Below are 19,525 nucleotides of genomic sequence, written 5' to 3'. Positions count from 1 at the left end.
ATACACAAACAAGGCGACACCGTCACTTAGCCTGCTTTTTCAAAGAAAAGGGTCACAGTACCAACGTGAACGCCCCACTTACTCATTCTGGCAACGTTGAACATACGGGCGTCGTCCTGAAGGAACATCCAGTCATCAAAGGCGATGTCATAAGTGGTCTCACCGACAGGCACCCTCAGCGTGTACTGCCAGTTCAGTGCATTACCAGACACTTTGCCGGTGGCTTCACCCACCACATCTCCTGCCGTTCCGGTGTAAACACCGTCGGGCCTGCGTTGTATTGTCCAGACCCTTTGCTGTTTTTCACCATCATCGAACACAAAATCTTCTTTGAGAGTCAGCGTATCACCCTGAACAGTTCCGATGATATCAACGAAAAAGCGCCGTGTCTGCTTGCCGGATCTGTCCTGCAGCATCCCCCAGGCGGTTATATTGCCGTTAAAGTAACTGAACAGATCCAGTTCAGGGCGATGATATTTGTGATCCTCAACCGATGCCGAACAACCACTTATCGCAAGCACCATCAGCAGTGCCACGACTTTTACCCAATACGTCAATCCGGTGTAATACATGTGCATCATCCTGTTTCTCCCGCCACGTCAAACCTGGCCAATGAGCCGCTTTCTCAGATCAGGATACCGGGTCCGAGGCGATAACCAGATATCCAGAAAGGCGTTCGCCATTTCCCTGTCCCGCACTTCACCAATCACAGTGTTGTCCCGGTAGAATGTTCCTCCATCAGGGTGTACAACAAATATCAGCCGGTCACCTTTACGCACATTCGGCCAGATATTATCGAGCACAATGCGCCATTGCTGACGCTTGGCAACCGGTACTCCCAGCTTTTGCCACTGGTCATCCGTGGCATCCAGTAAGTCATCTTTATCGATGTCACGCTGATATTTGATCACCAGCGCGACCGAGTTCGCCATGCTGGCATTGTATTGCCCTGACGGGGTTCGGAGCTGGGAGTCATAGATGACCCAGGGGCCCCATTTTAAGGTGGCCTCTCCGACAACCGGCCAGCTTTGCCAGGCGCCGCTAGCCATTGACCAGGGCGAAACCAGCAGCAAAACTACAGTGAAAATCGGTAGTAAACGCATCTCATACCTCCTTTAAGGCACAGGATCGTATCCACAACAAGAGAGCTCCCGAAAAAGCCAGCCAGCACGTTGTCACTATCAAAAGGGTCAGTGTGTCACCCAAGGGCCAGGACACCGCACCCAGTTGCTTTCCGGCCAGATAGCTGCCAGCACCACCAACACTCCCCGCCAGTAACACCAGCGAGGTCCGATACCTTGCCAGGTTATGACGCAGGAACCAGACAAAGGTGGCAAACCCTAACCACAGCAGAACCAGCCAGGCCGGCAGAAAACTGCTTTCAAAGCGATAAACACCGGTCAAGGCCAGTAATCCGTCCATCAGGCTGCCCACCAGAGCGGTGAGCAGTACCATTTTTACTGCAGCCGGAAAACACCACCAGACGATGATCAGAATGCCGGCCAGCACCGCGATCCAGTCGTTTTGCCCCAAAACCGCCAGCAGCCAGAATCCGTTAAACAGCAGGCCAACGGCAACCAATGCCTTAGTCGGTAATGCCTTGGTCGATAAGGTTGATGTATCGCATGACGTTTTCATTGGATCTTACCTTCCGGCTCGTCTGTCAGGTAATTATTGCCACTTGGGTCTGCTGGCAATCAGTTGCACTGTGCTGATTGTTTTTTCTTTGAAGCCGCCTTCGCAATAACACAGGTAATAGCGCCACATACGGATAAAACGTGAGTCGAAACCTTGCTTGCTGAGCTGATCGGCACTGGCATTGAACAGACGGTGCCAGTCAGCCAGTGTGCGCGCGTAGTCCAGCCCGATATCTTTCAGATCCCGGATAACAAAATCGCTGTATTGCGTCAGGCTTTGCGCCAGGAGCGTGACAGACGGCAGGAAGCCACCCGGAAAAATATGCTTCTGGATAAAATCAACGCCTTTGCTGTAGCTCTCAAACCGCTGGTCTGCGATAGTAATTGCCTGTATCGCCAGCAGGCCACCTTCTTTTAACAACGACTGACATTGCTTTATGTAGGTCGCCAGATAGCGTTTGCCTACCGCTTCAACCATTTCGACAGAAACCAGCTTGTCATATTGCCCGCTCAGATCGCGGTAATCCTGGCGCAGTAAGGTGATACGATCAGACAACCCTTCCTGCTCCACGCGGGATTTCGCGTATTCATACTGAGCATCGGAAATGGTGGTGGTCGTCACCCGGCATCCGAATTGTTTGGCCGCATGAATGGCCAGCGCGCCCCAGCCTGTACCTATTTCCAGCAAATGATCACTGGGCTGTAAATCCAGCTGCCGGCACAGACGATCCATTTTGTTGAACTGTGCCTGCTCTAATGACTCCGATGGATCGTGATAAATCCCACAGGAATACAGCATCTGCGGATCAAGAAACGTCCGGTAAAAATCATTGCCCAAATCGTAATGCGCCAGAATGTTTTGCTTTGAGCCGGCTTTATTGTTGCGACGGGTAAAATGCTGCCAGCCTTCAGCCACACGTGTCATCCAGCTGGTTTTCGACTCCAGCTTATCCAGCATGGCTAAGTTTCTCGCCAGCACCTGCACAACGGCTGTGATGTCGGGTGAATCCCACCAGCCGTCCATATAAGCTTCGCCGGCAGCGATACTGCCGCCCTGTAGCAGTCGCTGGTAAAGCCCTGGTTCTCTGACCAGAACATGCGCCTGGCAATCGGACGTTTCATCCCCGAATCGATGTGTTTCGCCCTGGCTGTCCACCAGTGTCAGGCCGGCATGGCGTAACTGAGCCAGCAAAGCAAAGACCAGACGGCGAGCCATTGTGCCTTTTTCAGCCTGGGTGCTATAGCTGCTTTTCGTTTCTGTGTTCGACATCGTCTACCTCAGCGTTCCGGTTGTTTTCTTCTGAGGGCTTGTCAGAAGTGAAGCCCTTGACTGTATCTGTATGAAAATGCGCGTCCTTCGGGTGACCATTCGGATGACCATGAAACGGCACTTTTTTCCACCATAGCTTCATGGCCTGCCAGTAAATGCCGGCGACCACCTTGAGCGTCTGAACCGGTGTCTGGCGCAACAAACGCCAGAGTACCCGGGTGGTGAAAGCCTGCTTACGCAGTACCATAGTGGCATCCATGACGGTGCTGCCCGTGTCGTTGCCAATAATATCCAGATGGACAAATACCTGACTGACAGGCGGTTTCAGCCGCCAAAGATAGTGCTGAGCCATCGGATTGAAGGGTGACACGTGAAAAGCCTTGCCCTGTAACCACGGCTTTTCATGCCAATCCGACACTGCCGGCACAGCATAGTAATGACGCTGGTTCCATGGGGTATTACTCACTTCCGCCAACAGCCAGCGCCACTCACCCTGTTCATCAAAACAGTAATAAAGATTAAGCGGGCTAAAATAGAGCCCAAAATACCGCAACTGGCACAGTTGCTTCACTTTTCCTGCGAGCCGTTCGCCGGTCAGCTGAAACAGCTTGTCCTGAACCCTGAGCTTGAGCGGGCCTTCTCCTTCTGACCGCAGATAATCTTCCCGTCGCCACCTGGCGGGGTGATACCAGCGGCAGCCAAAACCAACCACCTGTTCGCTGAGTGAGGTTACTTCATCAAGATCAATCAAGGGCATAAACATGGGATAGCTGAACGCATGTTTAGCCGGGGTATAACGACGATGCCTCACCTGTCCGACGCACAGGCCACTTTGTAAATCAGACATTGTCATGAAACTAATTCCATTCGCGGATGACGCTTGGCGCTGCCGATTGCCTCAATGGCATTGACCACATCCAGGCCACTGCGCACACCGTCTTCATGAAACCCGTTGTACCAGTAAGCGCCACAGAACCAGCAGCCCTGCTGGCCGTTGATCAGTCCACGCTGCCCCTGTGCGGCTATGGACTGGGTATTAAATACAGGATGCGCGTAGCTGAAACGGCGGATGATGGTTTGAGGATCAATATCATCAGTACGGTTCAGCGTGACGCAAAATGTCTCGGGTGAATCGATCCCCTGCAGAATGTTCATGTTGTAAGTCACGCTGGCCAGTTGCCGCTCACGACTGACATTATCCGGCAGGTGGTAATTCCAGGCCGCCCAGGCGCGCCGGGCTTTGGGCAACATATTGCGGTCGGTGTGTAACACCACCTCATTTTGCTGGTAAGGGATAGCACCTAGTACCTGAGTTTCATTGACCGTCGGGTCAGCCAGCATGCTGAGCGCCTGATCACTGTGACAAGCAAAAATCACCTGATCAAAATACTGCTGTCCGCGGCCTGTGGTGACTTCTACCTTAGGGCCTAATCGCTGCACACTCAGTACCGGCTCACTGAGGTGAATCCTGTCGGCAAAGTCCCGGATCAGGCTGCGTACGTATTCTCGCGATCCCCCCGGCACCACATACCATTGAGGCCGGTTCGTCACTTCCAGCAAGCCATGATGACGGAAAAAACGCACGAAGAAGGGCAATGGAAACGCCCGCATATCAGACAAGGTAGATGACCAGATAGCAGCCCCCATGGGCAATATGTAGTTCTGACAGAAATATTCACTGAACCTGTGGGCAGAAAGAAACTCCCCTAATGTCGTTGCGGCCAGTTCATCCAGATCCGCTTCCCTTGCCAGTTTGTTGAATCTGAGAATGTCACGGATGAAACGGTAAAAAACAGGACGAAAGACGTTCCGGCGCTGGGCAAACATCGAAAGCGCGTCATGGCCGTTGTATTCAAGTCCGATAGCATCGTTCTGCACACTGAAACTCATCTCTGTCGGCTGACGACCAATGCCTATCTCTTTTAACAAAGCTTCGAACTGAGGGTAGGTTCTGTTGTTAAAGACAATAAAACCGGTATCGATGGCATAACGGCCGCTTGCTGTCTCAACATCCACTGTCGCTGTATGACCGCCAATATAGTCGTTGGCCTCAAACACAGTGATGTCATGCTGTTCGTGCAGTTTCCAGGCACAGGTTAGTCCCGCAATGCCGGTACCGATAATCGCAATCTTCATTCTGTTTTCCCTGTCATTTTTTTCACGATCGCCAGCTGTAACGGCATGGGTAACAGCGACAGTAATTTGAGATACCCGCTGAACAGCGGCGGGAAATGCACTTCAGATTGATGCTTAGCGATACCTTTTCGGATTTTTGACGAGGCATAGTCCGTCGTCACTCGCATCGGCATCGCAAAATCGTTCTTATCGGTCAGTGGTGTTTTGACAAAGCCTGGCGACACCAAGGTTAATGTGACACCGTCACGAGAAAGATCCATTTTCAGCGTGTTCGCCAGATAAGCCAGTGCAGCTTTTGAGGCACCGTAGGCCTCGGCCCGGGGTAATGGCACGTAGCTGGCCGTTGAGCCGACAATGGCAAGATGGGTCGTTTCTGTAAATTTTGGCTGTAAGGCTTCTATGCAATTCAGTACCCCGAAGAAATTCACATCGAAAACGCGCCGGAATAAAGCCACATCCACTTCGCCCCGCTCTATGTATTCACAGGTACCCGCATTTAATATAATCAGGTTCGGCCGTATTGAGCGCTCCCCCAATGCATCATGAGTCGCCTGATAATCAGTGACATCAAAGGCAAGCGGGATGATTTTTTTGCTGATATCAGCAAGGTGCTGCAGCTTATCAAGCGAGCGTCCGCATGCTATAACCTGCCAGCCATCAGCGGCGTAGTCTTTGGCCAGCTGGGCACCAATGCCAGAGCTGGCACCTGTAATCAGTACTGTCGACATCATCACAAACCTGCCTTTATCATTTTCACCACACGGCCGAGAATCGGTATTGCTTCGTACAACATCTCACCCAGATCGAAATAGTCCCGGTGTTTAATCACACGGTTATCAGCAAAGATCAGATGCGAGCACCCTTTCACAGATCGGGGCTCACCTTTTGATAATTTCGGATGCGAAAATGTCATGGTCCACACCACATACCCTTGATGCGCATCACTCATGCTCTCTTCAATGGTGAAGACACAATGGGTGACATTTGTGAACAAACGCCTGAAATACGCTTCCAGTGCCGGCCAGCCTTCCACTTTGTGAGCTGGATCTTCAAACACCACATCCGGATGGTAGAGAGATTCAAGACTGGCAAGCTTGTCCTTATCTAGCTCACTGTATACACAGATAAACCTGTCCATAACCGGGACTGCTGCAGCGGGAGTACCGCTTGGTGTCTCAGTCTGTGATGCATGTTCGCTGTCCTGCTCTTTCATGATGTGGCTTCCTTCCTGTGTGTAGAATTAACCCGCTTCTGCTGTGGCTTTTGCCTGTTTAAATGCCTCTATGGCATGTAATCTCGCCGACTTGTGATCCACCATGGGCGCGGGATACTCAAGGCTGGCTGCGCCTGACCATTCATGGGGGTTGTGAATGTATTTGTCAGGCACCTTTTCGAGCTCTTTTACCCATGTACGTATGAACTCACCATTTGGATCAAACTTTTTTCCCTGAGTGGTCGGATTGAACACCCGGAAATAGGGCTGGGCGTCAGTGCCGGTAGATGCCGCCCATTGCCAGCCACCGTTATTCGACGCCAAATCCCCGTCGATCAGATGAGACATGAACCACTGCTCACCCGCCTGCCAGTGGATCAGCAAATCCTTGGTTAAGAAACTGGCGGTAATCATCCGCAGTCGGTTGTGCATCCAGCCTGTTGCTTTCAACTGACGCATGGCGGCATCGATGATAGGAAAACCGGTTTCGCCCTGTTGCCATCGTGCCAGTGCTGCTTTGTCGGAATGCCAGGGCACTTGTCTTGTCCAGCCGACAAATGGCTGAGCCCGGCTGACTTTCGGATAAGCTTCAATGAGGTGCCGGTAAAATTCACGCCAGATAATTTCATTGAGCCAGGCAAAAGGCCCTGCGTCCTGCTTCTCAATAGCGTACGGGTGCTCATGTAAAATCGCAGAGACACATTGCCGGGCAGATAAGGCGCCAATAGCCAGATACGGCGATAATTTGCTGGTGCCTTCCACGGCAGGAAAATCCCGCTGCTCGCCGTAGTCCGCGACATGCTCGATACAAAAGCGCATCAAGGCATCGCGGATAGTATCTTCTTCAACAGGCCAGTGGCTGCTGTCTGCCAACGGATAATCCATCCATGACGGTCCGAGGTTGGTCTCAATCACGGAGCCAAAACTGTCGGCACCGTCACTGGGTGATACAGGTGGTGGCACAGGTTGCGCCAGCGCCGGGCTTTGCTGAAACTGACGTAACCACTCGCGGCGAAACGGTGTATACACTCTGAAAGACTCGCCCTGACGGGTCAGAATACTGCCGGCAGGCAGCACGCAGGTATCTTCCAGAGCGCTGAATTTGATCCCTGCCTCTGCCAGCGCATGACCCGCAGCCATGTCACGCTGGCGTTCATTCCATTCATACTGTTTATTACAGAACACATGCTCTGCCTGCCAGTCGCGAGCCAGGGTTGTCAGGCGATCAGGGACTGCGTTAAAGTCAGCGACTGCCTCAATACGCAGTGGAATATTAAGTTCAGCCAGCTGAGACTGGAGCACGGCTAAGCGACGGCGAATAAAATCAACCTGGATAGGAGCAACATCGTGAGCCGCCCACTGTTCAGGTGTTGCAATGAACACCGCCAGCACAGATTGATACTTTTGGCATGCCTGAATCAGGGCCGTGTTATCAACCGTTCTCAAATCTGCCCGAAACCACATCAGGCACCGATATCTGTTATCCGCGGCCATTGCTCTGAGCTCCTTTTAACTGCTGCACCCAGTCAGCATGGATAGCGGCGATACTGCCTCTCAGCGAGACCGGGCACTGACACTCGCTGTCTACACGCGCAAGTTGCTTTAAAATCGCCGGAGGCAGCTTGCTTTCCCCAATCACAACCACAGATTCAAATGCCTGTTGCGAGACTGCCGCTTCCAGACCGTGCAATTTGCTGTTAAACGGCAGATTATTCAGCAAGGTGACACTGTAACCCTCATTGCTCAGTGACAGAGCAGCGAGCCAGATGTAATGCGTAATGCCGTCCTGTGCCGGTTCAAAGCTCAGCAGCATGGCTTTGCGACCGCTCCGCTTACGTGTTTTGGACACCAGGCTGGCACATTGCTCTATCAGAGTGGATTGCCACAGCGCTTGCTGCATCGCCTGCAGGGGATTGGCCGGGTCGTTAACCTGCGTGTCCACCTGCTCTACCACTTTCTCGATAAACATTGGCAAAGGATATTCCTTCATCAGCTGGCTCAGTAGCTGTTCGAGTTTTCCGCGCCGGCAATCTGATAAAGCACTCAGTATCAGTGCTACCCCATCACTGTCTTCTTGCTGACTGGCGACGTCGCTCACCTGGCCTTCGAGTAATGGCCTTACCTTGCTGATAGCGACCCCTTTCTCAAGCCAGGACAGGATTAAACGGATCTTTTCAATGTCAGCCTGTGTATATAAACGGTGCCCTTTTTCTGTGCGCTGTGGCTTGATCAGCCCGTAGCGGCGTTGCCATGCACGTAAAGTGACGGGATTCACCCCCGTCATTTCAGACACTTCTCTAATGGCGAATAACTTAACTTCAGAGGCCATAACGTAATTTCAACTCCTCCGGATACGGATTAAGAAACGTCTGCAACTGCAGATACGGATCCGGATATTCTTTCAGGTAATGTTTGATCAAGGCCAGAGGGACCAGAATAGGTTGATGTCCCAGGCGGTAGCTTTCAATCAGGCCCAGCAATTCCTGCTTTTGTTCGCCGGTCAGGTTACGTTTGAAATAACCCTGCAAATGCATTAACACATTGGTGTTATTGCTTCGGCGAGCATGTTTTTTCAGGGCATCCATGAACTGCTGGCGGTATTCAACAAAAAACTCAGCCAGATCCCAGTCTTTAATGCCGGCTACTAACTGCCCCATCTCTCTGTACGCTGTCGGGCTGTGTGCCATCAATACGAATTTATAGCGTGAATGGAATTTAACGAATGCATCCAGACTCAGGCAGCTTCCCACGTTTTGATAAAAATCGTGTAAGGCATGAATACGAAACACGAAATTTTCACGCAGTACCGGATCTTGCAGCCGCCCGTCCTCTTCGACGGGTAACCAGGGCATGGCAGTCATCAGTTTTTGGGTAAACACCCCCACTGTGCCTCCCGGGACAGTGTTACCGTTCGGAATATACAGCTTCACCCTTTCCATGCCACAAGTCGGCGATTTGGCACATACCACAAAGCCACACAGGGATTGAATGCCGCTGATGTGCTTATCAGCAAACGCCTGCATTTTTTCGGTGAAATCCAGCTCACCGCCTTTGCTGTCGACAAGGCGCTCACCATTTTCCCGCTGTACCAGCCTGATTGTTGGTCGTGGAACGGGCAAGCCGATTGCCATTTCAGGGCAAACCGGGCGGAACTGTACAAATTTTGCCAGTTCGTCCGTCACAAAGCGGTTTCTTTTGTGTCCGCCATCAAAGCGCACTTTCTCGCCAAGTACACATGCACTGATACCTACCGGGATACTCATCTCACACCTGTACAAAAAATTATCTTGTACAATCATGTTAGCCAAGCCCGCTAAGTTGTACAAGAAAATAAAATGTATAAGTTTGTAACTGCCGCTATTTCAGGCACAAAAAAAGCTGCCTGATACCCACAGTCAGCTTTTATGCTTTGAATTAAAAGGAAAATTATTCGATATTGGAATCCGGATGTTCCGAGCCTGGTGAGTCATTTTCTGCCCGCCAGGCTTCATAATCATCCAGATCCTGTTGTACAAGCTTGAGGCAGACGGCCAGAATCAATGCATCATCTGTCAGTCCCAGGAAGGGAATCACGTCCGGCAGAACATCCAATGGGTTAAACACATAAAGCAAGGCTGTAACGATGGCAGCAATGGTAAACCAGGGGATCTCCCGGTATTCTCCTTTCCAGTACGCCTTAACCAGACCATACATGGATTTCACTACATTGAAATACTTACGCAGCGTGCCACTTTTCTGCACTTTTTCTTCAATGATCTGTTCTTTGTCTAATACATGCTGAATGTCTTTATCTGTAACTTTTCTGGACGAGCTTTCCAGTTTCTTTTGGCTTCCTGTTCATTCATTGACTGACTCATCCTCTCGCCTTAGTGGCCATTTCTTCATAAGTTAACTATGGCTTTTCGCCACCCATTTGTCATCAAGGGGAATGGCAGCCAAACGCCATTACCGTTCCGTTGGAAAACAAAATGCGAGCGATAAACCTGACAGCATCTGCAGTTCCCCTGACAACTGCTTGATAGAGTACGATCAGCATCAGTTATTGGCGGTCTACTCGCGAAAACTCACCCGTTCGAAATGGGGGTTCGGACGGGTCGCTTCCATTGTGTTCAACTGGTCAAGCACAACAATCTGTAACCCGGAGGTAGTTTTCAGCGATATACACTCTTGTTTTTCTTCATTGCGAAGTGTGTCCTGGGCTACACCCTCAATTTCACTTCCGTCTGTCAGACACAGTTTTACCGGCAACTTATACAAGCAGGCAATTTCGATATAGTCATAGTGCTGACATGAAATCATCTTCAAACCTCCTTCGCGGTATGTCAGGTTCGCGATACATCACGATTGTCGTTTTTTACTTTTTCACCCAGTACATGCCTTCCGAGTTTGGCCGGGACAATTTAAAACCAAACTTTTCATACAATTCCGGGACGTCGGCCATCAGCGAGACATAAGAGCGGGGAAAAGCGGCCTTGTCGAGATAGCCCATGATATATTCCATGATTTGACGCCCGAGCCCTTTGCCCTGATGGTCGGGATCAACCGCGACATCCACAATGTCAAAATTAATGGCGCCGTCACCCACCACTCTCCCCATGGCAACAGGTTTACCGTCATAAAGAATATGGATGCCGTAAAGGCTGTTTGGCAAGCCTTTCACTGCCGCTTCATAAGAACGGGGCGATAATCCGGAGATGTCGCGTAAACGTAAAAAATCATCAGGACCAACCACTTGCTCAATAACCTGGTACATCAATATTCCTTTCTATCATCCATTTATTTGCAGTAAATCCGAATCGCGTCAGCCAGCAAAACGTTGCCTTAGTGATCCGCGTCGGAGCTTACTTTAATACTCAATTTATTTTATATGCCATTGAAAGAATCGTGATCATCTTCAATGAAAATAAAGGCTGATGGTATAAAGGCTGATGGTTTGGCTGCATGAATAGATAAACAGATGAATAAAAAACCCGCAATGCATGCGGGTTTCGTGAAGATCAGGCCTGTTCTTCCAGTAATGGTTTTGAAGAAGCTTGTTCACGGGTGATCCACCAGCACAGCACAGAAGCAACGCTCACCATCACAACACCTTGCCAGAAGGTTGCCGTTAACGTCAGCCCCAGCAACTGCGCAGATAAAAAGGTTGAAAACACAGGGACAAAATAAGACAGCGTTGCCAGCAGCACCATGTTGCCGCGCAGGATCCCGATATTCCATAATGCATAGCCGCCGCCCATGGCAAGGCCGGCCAATAGCAAGTCCCTGATCACCGGGAGATCAAACTGCATTGGCGGTTCATTGGTGAACATAAATTTCAGCCAGAGTGCGACTGCAGTGGCAGAAAAGAACCAGGTAATCGCATTTTTGCCACTGGCCATTAGCCGGGTAACGTTGCAATAAATTGCCCAGATCAACGCCCCACTCAGCGCGAGTGTATAACTGAGCGGGTTGCTCTGCACATTTTCAATTAACCGCGGCACAGACAATCCGCTATCACCCGCTACCGTCCAGGCAACACCAAAGAAAGACAGTATTAAGCAAGGGTACAGCAGCCAGCTGACTGACCGTCGTGAGAAAATCACCGCGAACAATACCGTCAGACACGGCCAGAGGTAGTTTATCAACCCCATTTCAACCGCTTGCAGTCGATCATTGGCCATCCCCAGAGACAACGCCAGACACATTTCATAGCTGACAAACAGCAAGCCGCCGATCAACAGGTATTTCCGGGAAAAAGAAGACAGCTTCGGCAAACCAACCGTCAGAATAAGAATGACAGCGCTGACGCTGTAAATCATGGCAGCACCGCCCACAGGGCCAAGCTGCTCGGTCACATTCCGGATCAGGGCAACCACACTGCTGAAAAGACAAATTGCGCCGCACCCGGCCAGGGTAAATTGATGACTGCGTACCACGGTTAACCCTTGTATATAAACACCTGAGAATCCACAACACTGCCTGAGAATGACAGCGAAAACAACCTGAAACCACCTTGTTTATGGCCCCGGCGCATACCTCAGCAGCATGACATCCCGGTTCAGTCTTCTGGCACCCAGCAACATCAATCTTTGCCATCTTTTGGCACCATCAAAAGCTGGCTTGCCCTGGGGGCTGATAAAAGGCTCCAGTAACAACTGATACTCATTGATTAAATTTGCATCGGCCAGTGAAGCACCCAAAGCAGGACTGCCAAACAGGACCACATTTCCGGTTAATTCAGATAAAAATTGCCGGGTATTTTCAATATCAGGCCCTTTCAGTACCTCAGTGTTTTGCCAGGGAAACTCAAGTGGCCGTGTTGTGACCACCCGCTTCGGAATGGACTGCAATTCCATTGCCAAATACTGCATATATTTAGGTAAGTCCCTTCGCGTTGCAGCTTCAGGCCAGAAAGCCGCAAAAAGATCATACGTGTGGCGTCCCAGAATTAAAGCTTCTGAGTCATGCAGTAATTCAAGGGCATATTCATGATGTTCTTTATCCACCACAGCGTCTTCATGATGGCAGTGGCCATTCAATGACATGTTCAACGAATAAATCAGATGGGCCATGGCAAAAACCTCCTTGTCGTGAAACGCACGCAGAGTTTCTCTGCAATACGGGTTTCATGAGTATTTGCAGAGAGACCGGGATTTGCCAGTTTTAGTATCAGAAAAAGGTGTGAATACGTTTATTTATTTGTTGATAAATCAATAACTACTGTTCAGCACGTGCTAATAACACACCTATTGAAACAAACAGAGAGCCAAAGACCCGATTCATCGCTTTCATGGTTGAGTCACTGCTCCCCTAAATTAGCGGGCACAGTGATAGCCGCTTTTCAGCGCACTATCACTGTCATGCTTTATTTTTGCTCTTGAAGCGTAGAATAACTGTTCATTAAGTTTCGGTAATCAGGGATATGATTTGAAAAGAGCGTCCCCAAACCTTCGATATCATTTCGCCAGTCCCGGTGTAACTCGCAAGCAGCGCCAAACCAGGTCATCATCTGCGCACCCGCAGCTGACATCCTGTCCCAGGCTGCATCACGGGTCATCGCATTGAAAGTACCGGAAGCATCGGCAATAACAAAAACCTCATAGCCCGCTTCTATTGCCGATAAAACCGGGAATGCGACACAGACTTCCGTCACCACACCGGCAACAATGAGCTGTTTTTTACCGGTTGACTCAATGGCCTGAACAAAGTCAGCATTGTCCCAGGCATTAATTTGTCCGGGTCTGGCAATATAAGGTGCATCAGGAAACATCTCTTTCAGCTCAGGCACCAAAGGCCCGTTTGGTCCTTGCTCAAAGCTGGTGGTCAATATTGTCGGCAACTTAAAATAGCGTGCCATATCGGCCAGTGCCAGCACATTGTTCTTAAATTTATCCGGATCTATATCTCTGACCAGAGATAAAAGCCCGGTTTGATGATCAACCAAGAGTACTGCAGCATTGTCTTTATCCAGTCGAACATATTTCATACCCATCAGAGTTCTCCTCATGTTCTGAAATTGGATCATCCTTAAAAAACAATAAGATTGAAGAAGTACATCCCGAAATAATTTTTTGAACAGACAACATGACGGATTTACTATCCCAAAGAATATAGTCGTTTTTTGACGATCAGCCCCAGTTCTGTCTGACACGCCCATCATGGCGCCACTTCGAATCAGGTTAGACAACCTCTCCATCACAAACACAAGACGAGCGAGTTTGAGAGAAATCTGGTTGCAAACTACACTCAGAAGCGTAGCTGCAACCTTTAAGCACCAAACGCAAGCAATTTTGCGGTCTGAGTGCTTGAATCTCAGTCTTAAAAAGTGCCTCAGCCACTCATCTTGTTGCTCCGGATGAACGTTAAGATTTGGTCACATATGCTGAACCAGAGGCACCTGGTAGTTGACTTGATAAGGTGCGAATTATGGCTCAAGACAAGAAAAATACACCTCGAGGTATCTTCGAGTTCTACGAGAAAAACCCGGATTCAGCGGACAAAAAAATCTTTGGCCGGGTCAGCTTTCCGGACAGACGCGGCTTTTTGAAAGGTGCGGGCTTAGCAACAATGGCTGCTGTGCTTGGCGGTGCGATTCCTTTTCACCGTAACATGCCCGCAGGCCTGATCCCCGCCGCTTTCGCAGAAGGTCTTGATGATGTGGTGATAGAAGGTAAAGATGGCTTGACGGTACTGAACGACAGGCCGATGAACGCAGAAACCCCACCCCACCTGCTCAATGATGACATCACGCCCACCTCGCGGCATTTCATCCGGAATAACGGTATCCCGCCGACTGATGTCAACCCAGAAGCTTGGACGCTGACCATTGATGGATTGGTCGATAAACCCATGACATTAACTATTGAAGAGCTGAAGAAAAACTTCGATGTCGTCGAACAGCAACTGGTGCTGGAGTGCGGCGGGAATGGCCGCGCATTCTTCGAACCCAAAGCTACAGGGAATCAATGGACTTACGGTGCCGTAGGTTGTTCAGCCTGGACAGGCGTAAGACTCGCCGATGTGCTCAAAGCCGCCGATGTGAAGGATGAGGCCGTTTACACCGCGCATTACGGTGCAGATAAGCACCTTTCGGGTCAGGAAGGAAAAATACCCATTTCCCGCGGCGTGCCGATAGCCAAAGCAATGAGCAGTGAAAACCTGATTGCTTTCGCCCAGAACGGTGAATCTCTGCACCCGATGAATGGCGCCCCTCTTCGGTTGATTGTCCCCGGCTGGCCCGGTTCCTGCTCGCAAAAATGGCTGACACGTATTCAGATCAGAGAGCAAATTCACGACGGTCCCAAAATGACCGGTACATCATACCGCGTGCCCAACCGCCCAGTTGCACCGGGAGAGAAAGTGGATGAAAAAGATTTTGAGATCATCGAACGAATGCCGGTGAAATCTCTGATTACCTCACCACAAACCAATACCACAGTGTCTGGCAATGAGGTCTCGGTCCGGGGCCATGCTTGGTCTGGCGATCGCAAAATAGATAAAGTACAGGTTTCCATCGACTTTGGTGCAACCTGGATGGATGCCGATCTTGCCGCCCCGGCCAATGAAGGCGCCTGGCAAACCTTCACCACTAAGGTGAAATTCCCTCAGCCCGGATATTATGAAATCTGGGCCAAAGCCACAGATGATCAAGGCATCAGCCAGCCTTTTGCCATTGCCTGGAATCCCAAAGGCTACCTCAATAACACCTTCCACCGTGTCGCCCTGGTCGTAAATGGATGATACAAGTGAAGATAACAAACGTCATCGAGCGGGTATTCCCGCTCTCATTTTCTCTGCTTCTGTTCGGCAGCCTGCCGCTTTCAGCCAATGAAACCCTGATTGCCGCAGGCGAACAACAAGCTTTAGTGTGCACAGCCTGCCATCAAATGGAAGCTGATGGAGTGGCAGCCGTCGGACCGCCGCTCTGGGGCTTAGCCGAGCGCAATATCGCCAGTGTTGAAGGCTTCAATTACAGCGATGCTTTAAAGCAACAACAGGGACAGTGGGATGCCGCAAAACTTGATGCGTTTTTAGCCTCACCCGATGAATTTGCACCAGGCACTAACATGATTTTTCCCGGCGTGAAAGATCCGGGGGCACGGGCAGCCATTATTGCCTGGCTGGCAACCAAAAACCCGACACCACCGGAGTGGATCACTCAATCGGCTGATGAGCCGGTAAAATCGCCCGGTGAAGGTATCCTGGCACCGGGAAAAAACATGGCGCTGGTGGCGTCCGCTTGCTCCGCCTGCCATTCGCTTTATCTCGTTACACAACAAGGACTCAGCAAAGAAAGGTGGGATGAGATATTGACATGGATGGTCGATGAACAAGGGATGGATGAAATGGATCCTGATGATCGTGAAGCGATCCTTGTTTATCTTTCGACCTATTACGGGATATAGGTGTTATTGGCCTTTTGGTTTAGTTAAGTCGTTGTATGTCGGAGTTTGATAGTTTGTCACGCTTGAGTCCGCCGCCAGTCTCAGCACCGCAGGACGCGCGCCAGTTACTCTTTGCTGGCACAAAGCGTAACCAGAAATGCCTTTAGGTTCTCTGGTGCTGGCCGGGACGGCTGTAGGCGCTCCCGGCGCCGACAACCTGAAAATTCGTCCTGAATTTTTCCCTGGGGTTGTGGATCACTTTCGCTGAAAAAATACTCTCGGTTCATCGGTCCGTCATTTTCGCGCAAGCGGGAATCTAAACAGAAGTGCAAGTTCAGCTGTGTTGTTGGTTTGTCGCGCTTGAGTTCTGCGCCTGTCTCAGCACCTCAGGACGCGCGCCAGTTACTCTTTGCTGGCACAAAGCGTAACCAGAAATGCCTTTGGGTTCTTTGGTGTTGTCCGGGCCGGTTGCAGGCGCTCCCGGCGCCGACAACCTGAAAATTCATCCTGAATTTTCCCCTGGGGTTGTGGGTAACGCTGGTTTATTGCTTGAGATTGGACTGTCTTGTTATGTCACTTTGACCCCATCACCTTGATTGCCTCGCTATACCTACTGTTCCAAATACGTTTATGCTTATAGAAAAGCCCTGCTCGACCACCTATAATGACCGAATAGAAGACCGATTAAGAGACCGTTTAGATGACCTCACGAATCCTTGCAGATGTTGCAGCCAGCATTACAGAACTTAAAGCGAATCCAATGAAAGTCGTATCAAGTGCTTATGGTGAACCCGTTGCTGTATTAAATCGAAATGAGCCAGCATTCTACTGTGTGCCAGCAGAAGCTTACGAACTATTGATGGACCGTTTAGAAGACCTGGAACTGCTCGCTATCACGAAAGAACGTCAAGACGAACCAAGCATCACGGTAGATATCAATGATCTATAGGTTAGACTTCAAGAAATCAGCCTTAAAAGAATGGAAAAAACTTGGTGCAACTGTTCGCGAACAATTCAAAAAGAAGCTCATTGAGCGTATGGATAATCCACATGTACCGGCTTCAAAATTATCTGGATCCGACAACATGTACAAAATCAAACTTCGGCAATCTGGCTATCGATTAGTGTATGAAGTAAACGATGATGTCATCACTGTAACCGTTCTTGCTGTTGGCAAACGTCAACGAAACGAAGTATACAAAAATGCCATGCGCAGAACTGACTCGCAGGATTAACAAATGACATGGGCCCCCTGCCACTTCCCCTCTTCAGGCTTTGCCATACTTGGTCAGTCTAATCTCCCAAAAACCTGAGGCCACCCAATCGCAATCTGTCTATGGCATTAATTATGCTAAACATGTTGCACTATCCACGCAGAAGATCACCAAGGCAAGGTGTTGATCCATAAACAATATCACGTCCAAAAGTTCTCTCGACATTTGCCAATATCCCGCCAGCCATTATCAGGATGGAAGCCTGTGGTGCATCACATCGATATGCATTTTCGACTGGCATATGCGGAAAAACAACTTCATCAGATTCCTCTTTATTATGACTGTCCTTGTAGTTCCGATAGTCGTTTGTTAGGCCAATTTAACTCTGACGTAAGTAGCTGATGAATATGATAAACGTCTTTGTACTGCTCTTTACCAAAAGATAAACCATTCTGCGTCTTCAGCTTTACCGCAGGGTGAACATTATTGCGCACTGAACGCAAAAAATTTGCCATCGCATGCCTACTATAGACAAACTTTTCTGTCTCGAACTGAGGAAGCCAACCAGCTTCGAAGCAAACGTCTATTAATGTTTCTAACTTCCAAGTTAAAGGATTTTTTGATTTGAGTGTTTTGTTAGATAGCCCCAACCTTTGAAGAGCCTCCTTAACTATGGACTTATTATTGATGCAGGTAATTATCAACCGCGTTTCAATTGCGGAACCTAGCATAACAGAAGCAGCAAAGTATGCTTCGCCTTTTGATGCATTGATAGCTTCTAGTTCATAGATATGCGCTAACGCCAATAATCTAGAATTATCATCTTTTGTGAATACAGAGCTATAACCAATAGAGTGTAGCTCTTTGAATTTTTGGGGATCTTCTCGGTAAAGTTGAGCCATTTCTGGAGCGTCAAACTCTTCAAATGTTTCCAGAAGCTTCTTTTCAAGGACAGCATCATATTTGGCTGCAAGTTGTAGAAAGTCATCCGGAGCATCGGACACATGCCAGAACTCGCCTTCTTTTAAGCCGTACTTCTTTTCGACATTTCTCATTGCATCACTAATTGGTTGAAGCTCTTCATCGTACAAACCGTTAGACCACCTCAACTCATGAACCTGATTCTCGATTGCGTAACAAGTATAAAATGCGAGCTCATGTTCAGAAATATTGCCGGAATTATATCTAGCGTTTGCAACTAATAGAAACTCCTTTGCCCGACTTTCAACGGACTTCATATCCCTTATATCTACTTTTGACCGGAAGGTGTCACTCTCTAACAGCTTTTCTAACTCGATAGTTTTACATGCTCTATCTTCAAAATGACCAATAGAATCTGAAAGCGTACTTTTCCCTTCATTCTTGTTTATCAAATGCATACCCTCGCTATTGGTCTAACGAATGACATGAACTCCCCCTCATCAGGCTCTGCCACAGTTGGTAAGACAGTTGGTAAGTCTGATGATCTAATCAAAATAGGCCACCATGTCAGATTCTATTTATGGCATTGATTTTGCCAAACATGGTTTTAAGTATCCACGATGAAGATCATCAAGGCAAGGTGTTGATCCACGGACCACTTTAAAAGGACATGAATTCTTGCGGATTGTATGTCGCGCTTGAACCCGTCGCGTTTCTCCACACCGCAGGATGCGCGCCAGTTACTCTTTGCTGGCACAAAGCGTAACTAGAAATGCCTTTAGGTTCTCTGGTGCTGGCCGGAGCGGTTGTAGGCGCTCCCGGCGCCGACAACCTAAAAATTCGTCGTGAATTTTTCCCTGGCATTGTGGGATAACACTGGTTTATTACTCGTCATTGAACAGACACGACTAAGAGCTGCCGTATCGGTAGTGTTCAAAGTTTTGTGTCTTTTCCTACACTTCCTAAAAACGGGAGAGACACATCATGGCTGATAAATACGAAATTGATATCCAGGCATTCGCCAAAGCGCTGCAGTCCGGGCAAAACCTCAATGGCAAGGATGGCCTGCTCACGCCACTGATCAAGCAGATCACCGAAGCCGCATTGGGAGCAGAGCTGGACGAGCACCTGACGAATGAAACTTCTGCCAACCGCAAGAATGGCACCTCCAGAAAGACGGTCAAAACATCGTCAGGTGAATTTGAACTGGAAACGCCGAGAGACCGTAATGGCACGTTCGAACCTCAGACCGTCAAGAAGTATCAGACCCG

The 19,525-nt window shown here is 49.4% G+C and carries 23 protein-coding genes; 5 read left to right on the top strand and 18 right to left on the bottom strand.

What is annotated here, in order from left to right:
• Positions 1-26: 26 nt before the first annotated feature.
• The 17 genes from H511_RS0104870 to ycaC all read right to left on the bottom strand — a co-directional run bounded on the left by H511_RS0104870 (position 27) and on the right by ycaC (position 13,727).
• The gene (locus H511_RS0104870; RefSeq protein ID WP_081669190.1) at positions 27-578 is read right to left on the bottom strand and encodes a DUF3833 domain-containing protein; all 552 of its coding nucleotides are present in this window, start codon (positions 576-578) and stop codon (positions 27-29) included.
• A gap of 21 nt (positions 579-599) precedes the next feature.
• The gene (locus H511_RS22605) at positions 600-1,103 is read right to left on the bottom strand and encodes a chalcone isomerase family protein (RefSeq protein ID WP_036758827.1); all 504 of its coding nucleotides are present in this window, start codon (positions 1,101-1,103) and stop codon (positions 600-602) included.
• 1 nt (position 1,104) lies between these two features.
• Positions 1,105-1,638, bottom strand: coding sequence for a DUF2878 domain-containing protein (locus H511_RS22600; RefSeq protein ID WP_051287877.1), 534 nt, complete (start codon positions 1,636-1,638; stop codon positions 1,105-1,107).
• 33 nt (positions 1,639-1,671) lie between these two features.
• Entirely contained in the window at positions 1,672-2,907 is a 1,236-nt protein-coding gene (locus H511_RS0104855) for an SAM-dependent methyltransferase (protein ID WP_027251292.1), read from the bottom strand.
• On the bottom strand, positions 2,876-3,754 hold the full coding sequence (locus tag H511_RS22595) for a DUF1365 domain-containing protein (protein ID WP_051287906.1): 879 nt from the start codon (positions 3,752-3,754) through the stop codon (positions 2,876-2,878). The genes H511_RS0104855 and H511_RS22595 overlap by 32 nt, the downstream gene beginning before the upstream one ends.
• A gap of 2 nt (positions 3,755-3,756) precedes the next feature.
• On the bottom strand, positions 3,757-5,043 hold the full coding sequence (locus H511_RS22590) for an NAD(P)/FAD-dependent oxidoreductase (protein WP_051287875.1): 1,287 nt from the start codon (positions 5,041-5,043) through the stop codon (positions 3,757-3,759).
• Complete coding sequence (locus H511_RS0104840) at positions 5,040-5,771, bottom strand: SDR family NAD(P)-dependent oxidoreductase (protein WP_027251291.1); 732 nt, start codon at positions 5,769-5,771, stop codon at positions 5,040-5,042. Before H511_RS0104840 ends, H511_RS22590 begins: the two co-directional genes overlap by 4 nt.
• Before the next feature lie 2 nt (positions 5,772-5,773).
• Positions 5,774-6,181 carry a nuclear transport factor 2 family protein gene (locus tag H511_RS0104835; protein ID WP_027251290.1) on the bottom strand — a complete coding sequence of 136 codons (408 nt, stop codon included), beginning with the start codon at positions 6,179-6,181 and terminating at the stop codon, positions 5,774-5,776.
• A gap of 102 nt (positions 6,182-6,283) precedes the next feature.
• On the bottom strand, positions 6,284-7,750 hold the full coding sequence (phrB, locus tag H511_RS0104830) for a deoxyribodipyrimidine photo-lyase (protein ID WP_027251289.1): 1,467 nt from the start codon (positions 7,748-7,750) through the stop codon (positions 6,284-6,286).
• Entirely contained in the window at positions 7,737-8,585 is an 849-nt protein-coding gene (locus H511_RS22585; RefSeq protein ID WP_051287873.1) for a MerR family transcriptional regulator, read from the bottom strand. Before H511_RS22585 ends, phrB begins: the two co-directional genes overlap by 14 nt.
• Positions 8,575-9,519 carry a YbgA family protein gene (locus H511_RS0104820; RefSeq protein WP_027251288.1) on the bottom strand — a complete coding sequence of 315 codons (945 nt, stop codon included), beginning with the start codon at positions 9,517-9,519 and terminating at the stop codon, positions 8,575-8,577. The genes H511_RS22585 and H511_RS0104820 overlap by 11 nt, the downstream gene beginning before the upstream one ends.
• 163 nt (positions 9,520-9,682) lie before the next feature.
• Positions 9,683-9,997 carry a YkvA family protein gene (locus H511_RS22580; protein WP_051287871.1) on the bottom strand — a complete coding sequence of 105 codons (315 nt, stop codon included), beginning with the start codon at positions 9,995-9,997 and terminating at the stop codon, positions 9,683-9,685.
• A gap of 309 nt (positions 9,998-10,306) precedes the next feature.
• On the bottom strand, positions 10,307-10,555 hold the full coding sequence (locus tag H511_RS0104810; RefSeq protein WP_027251287.1) for a Rho-binding antiterminator: 249 nt from the start codon (positions 10,553-10,555) through the stop codon (positions 10,307-10,309).
• Positions 10,556-10,610: 55 nt separating this feature from the next.
• Positions 10,611-11,009, bottom strand: a complete 399-nt coding sequence (locus tag H511_RS0104805) for a GNAT family N-acetyltransferase (RefSeq protein ID WP_027251286.1) — start codon at positions 11,007-11,009, stop codon at positions 10,611-10,613.
• Positions 11,010-11,253: 244 nt separating this feature from the next.
• The gene (gene yddG / locus H511_RS0104800) at positions 11,254-12,171 is read right to left on the bottom strand and encodes an aromatic amino acid DMT transporter YddG (RefSeq protein ID WP_027251285.1); all 918 of its coding nucleotides are present in this window, start codon (positions 12,169-12,171) and stop codon (positions 11,254-11,256) included.
• Between the two features lie 81 nt (positions 12,172-12,252).
• Positions 12,253-12,807 carry a dihydrofolate reductase family protein gene (locus tag H511_RS0104795; protein WP_027251284.1) on the bottom strand — a complete coding sequence of 185 codons (555 nt, stop codon included), beginning with the start codon at positions 12,805-12,807 and terminating at the stop codon, positions 12,253-12,255.
• Positions 12,808-13,100: 293 nt separating this feature from the next.
• Positions 13,101-13,727 (bottom strand): isochorismate family cysteine hydrolase YcaC, encoded by a 627-nt coding sequence (gene ycaC, locus H511_RS0104790; protein ID WP_027251283.1) that lies wholly within the window; start codon positions 13,725-13,727, stop codon positions 13,101-13,103.
• A gap of 434 nt (positions 13,728-14,161) precedes the next feature.
• On the opposite strand from ycaC, the gene H511_RS0104785 reads away from it, so the two are divergent.
• The 4 genes from H511_RS0104785 to H511_RS0104765 all read left to right on the top strand — a co-directional run bounded on the left by H511_RS0104785 (position 14,162) and on the right by H511_RS0104765 (position 17,354).
• Positions 14,162-15,475: a molybdopterin-dependent oxidoreductase gene (locus tag H511_RS0104785; protein ID WP_027251282.1), complete on the top strand. Its 1,314-nt coding sequence runs from the start codon at positions 14,162-14,164 to the stop codon at positions 15,473-15,475.
• 5 nt (positions 15,476-15,480) lie between these two features.
• Positions 15,481-16,140, top strand: a complete 660-nt coding sequence (locus tag H511_RS0104780; RefSeq protein ID WP_248616575.1) for a c-type cytochrome — start codon at positions 15,481-15,483, stop codon at positions 16,138-16,140.
• A gap of 679 nt (positions 16,141-16,819) precedes the next feature.
• Entirely contained in the window at positions 16,820-17,068 is a 249-nt protein-coding gene (locus tag H511_RS0104770; RefSeq protein ID WP_027251280.1) for a type II toxin-antitoxin system Phd/YefM family antitoxin, read from the top strand.
• A complete protein-coding gene (locus H511_RS0104765; RefSeq protein ID WP_027251279.1) occupies positions 17,058-17,354 on the top strand; it encodes a type II toxin-antitoxin system RelE family toxin in 297 nt (98 codons plus the stop codon). Before H511_RS0104770 ends, H511_RS0104765 begins: the two co-directional genes overlap by 11 nt.
• A gap of 314 nt (positions 17,355-17,668) precedes the next feature.
• On the opposite strand, the gene H511_RS0104760 is transcribed toward H511_RS0104765, so the two are convergent.
• Positions 17,669-18,712, bottom strand: a complete 1,044-nt coding sequence (locus H511_RS0104760; RefSeq protein WP_027251278.1) for a hypothetical protein — start codon at positions 18,710-18,712, stop codon at positions 17,669-17,671.
• 526 nt (positions 18,713-19,238) lie between these two features.
• Between H511_RS0104760 and H511_RS22575 the strand changes: the two genes are divergently transcribed.
• On the top strand, positions 19,239-19,525 hold a 287-nt coding region (locus tag H511_RS22575), incomplete at its 3' end, for a transposase (RefSeq protein ID WP_036758822.1).

Source organism: Photobacterium halotolerans DSM 18316 (assembly GCF_000425165.1).
Taxonomy (GTDB): domain Bacteria; phylum Pseudomonadota; class Gammaproteobacteria; order Enterobacterales; family Vibrionaceae; genus Photobacterium; species Photobacterium halotolerans.
This window is presented reverse-complemented; position numbering and strand designations above follow the sequence as displayed.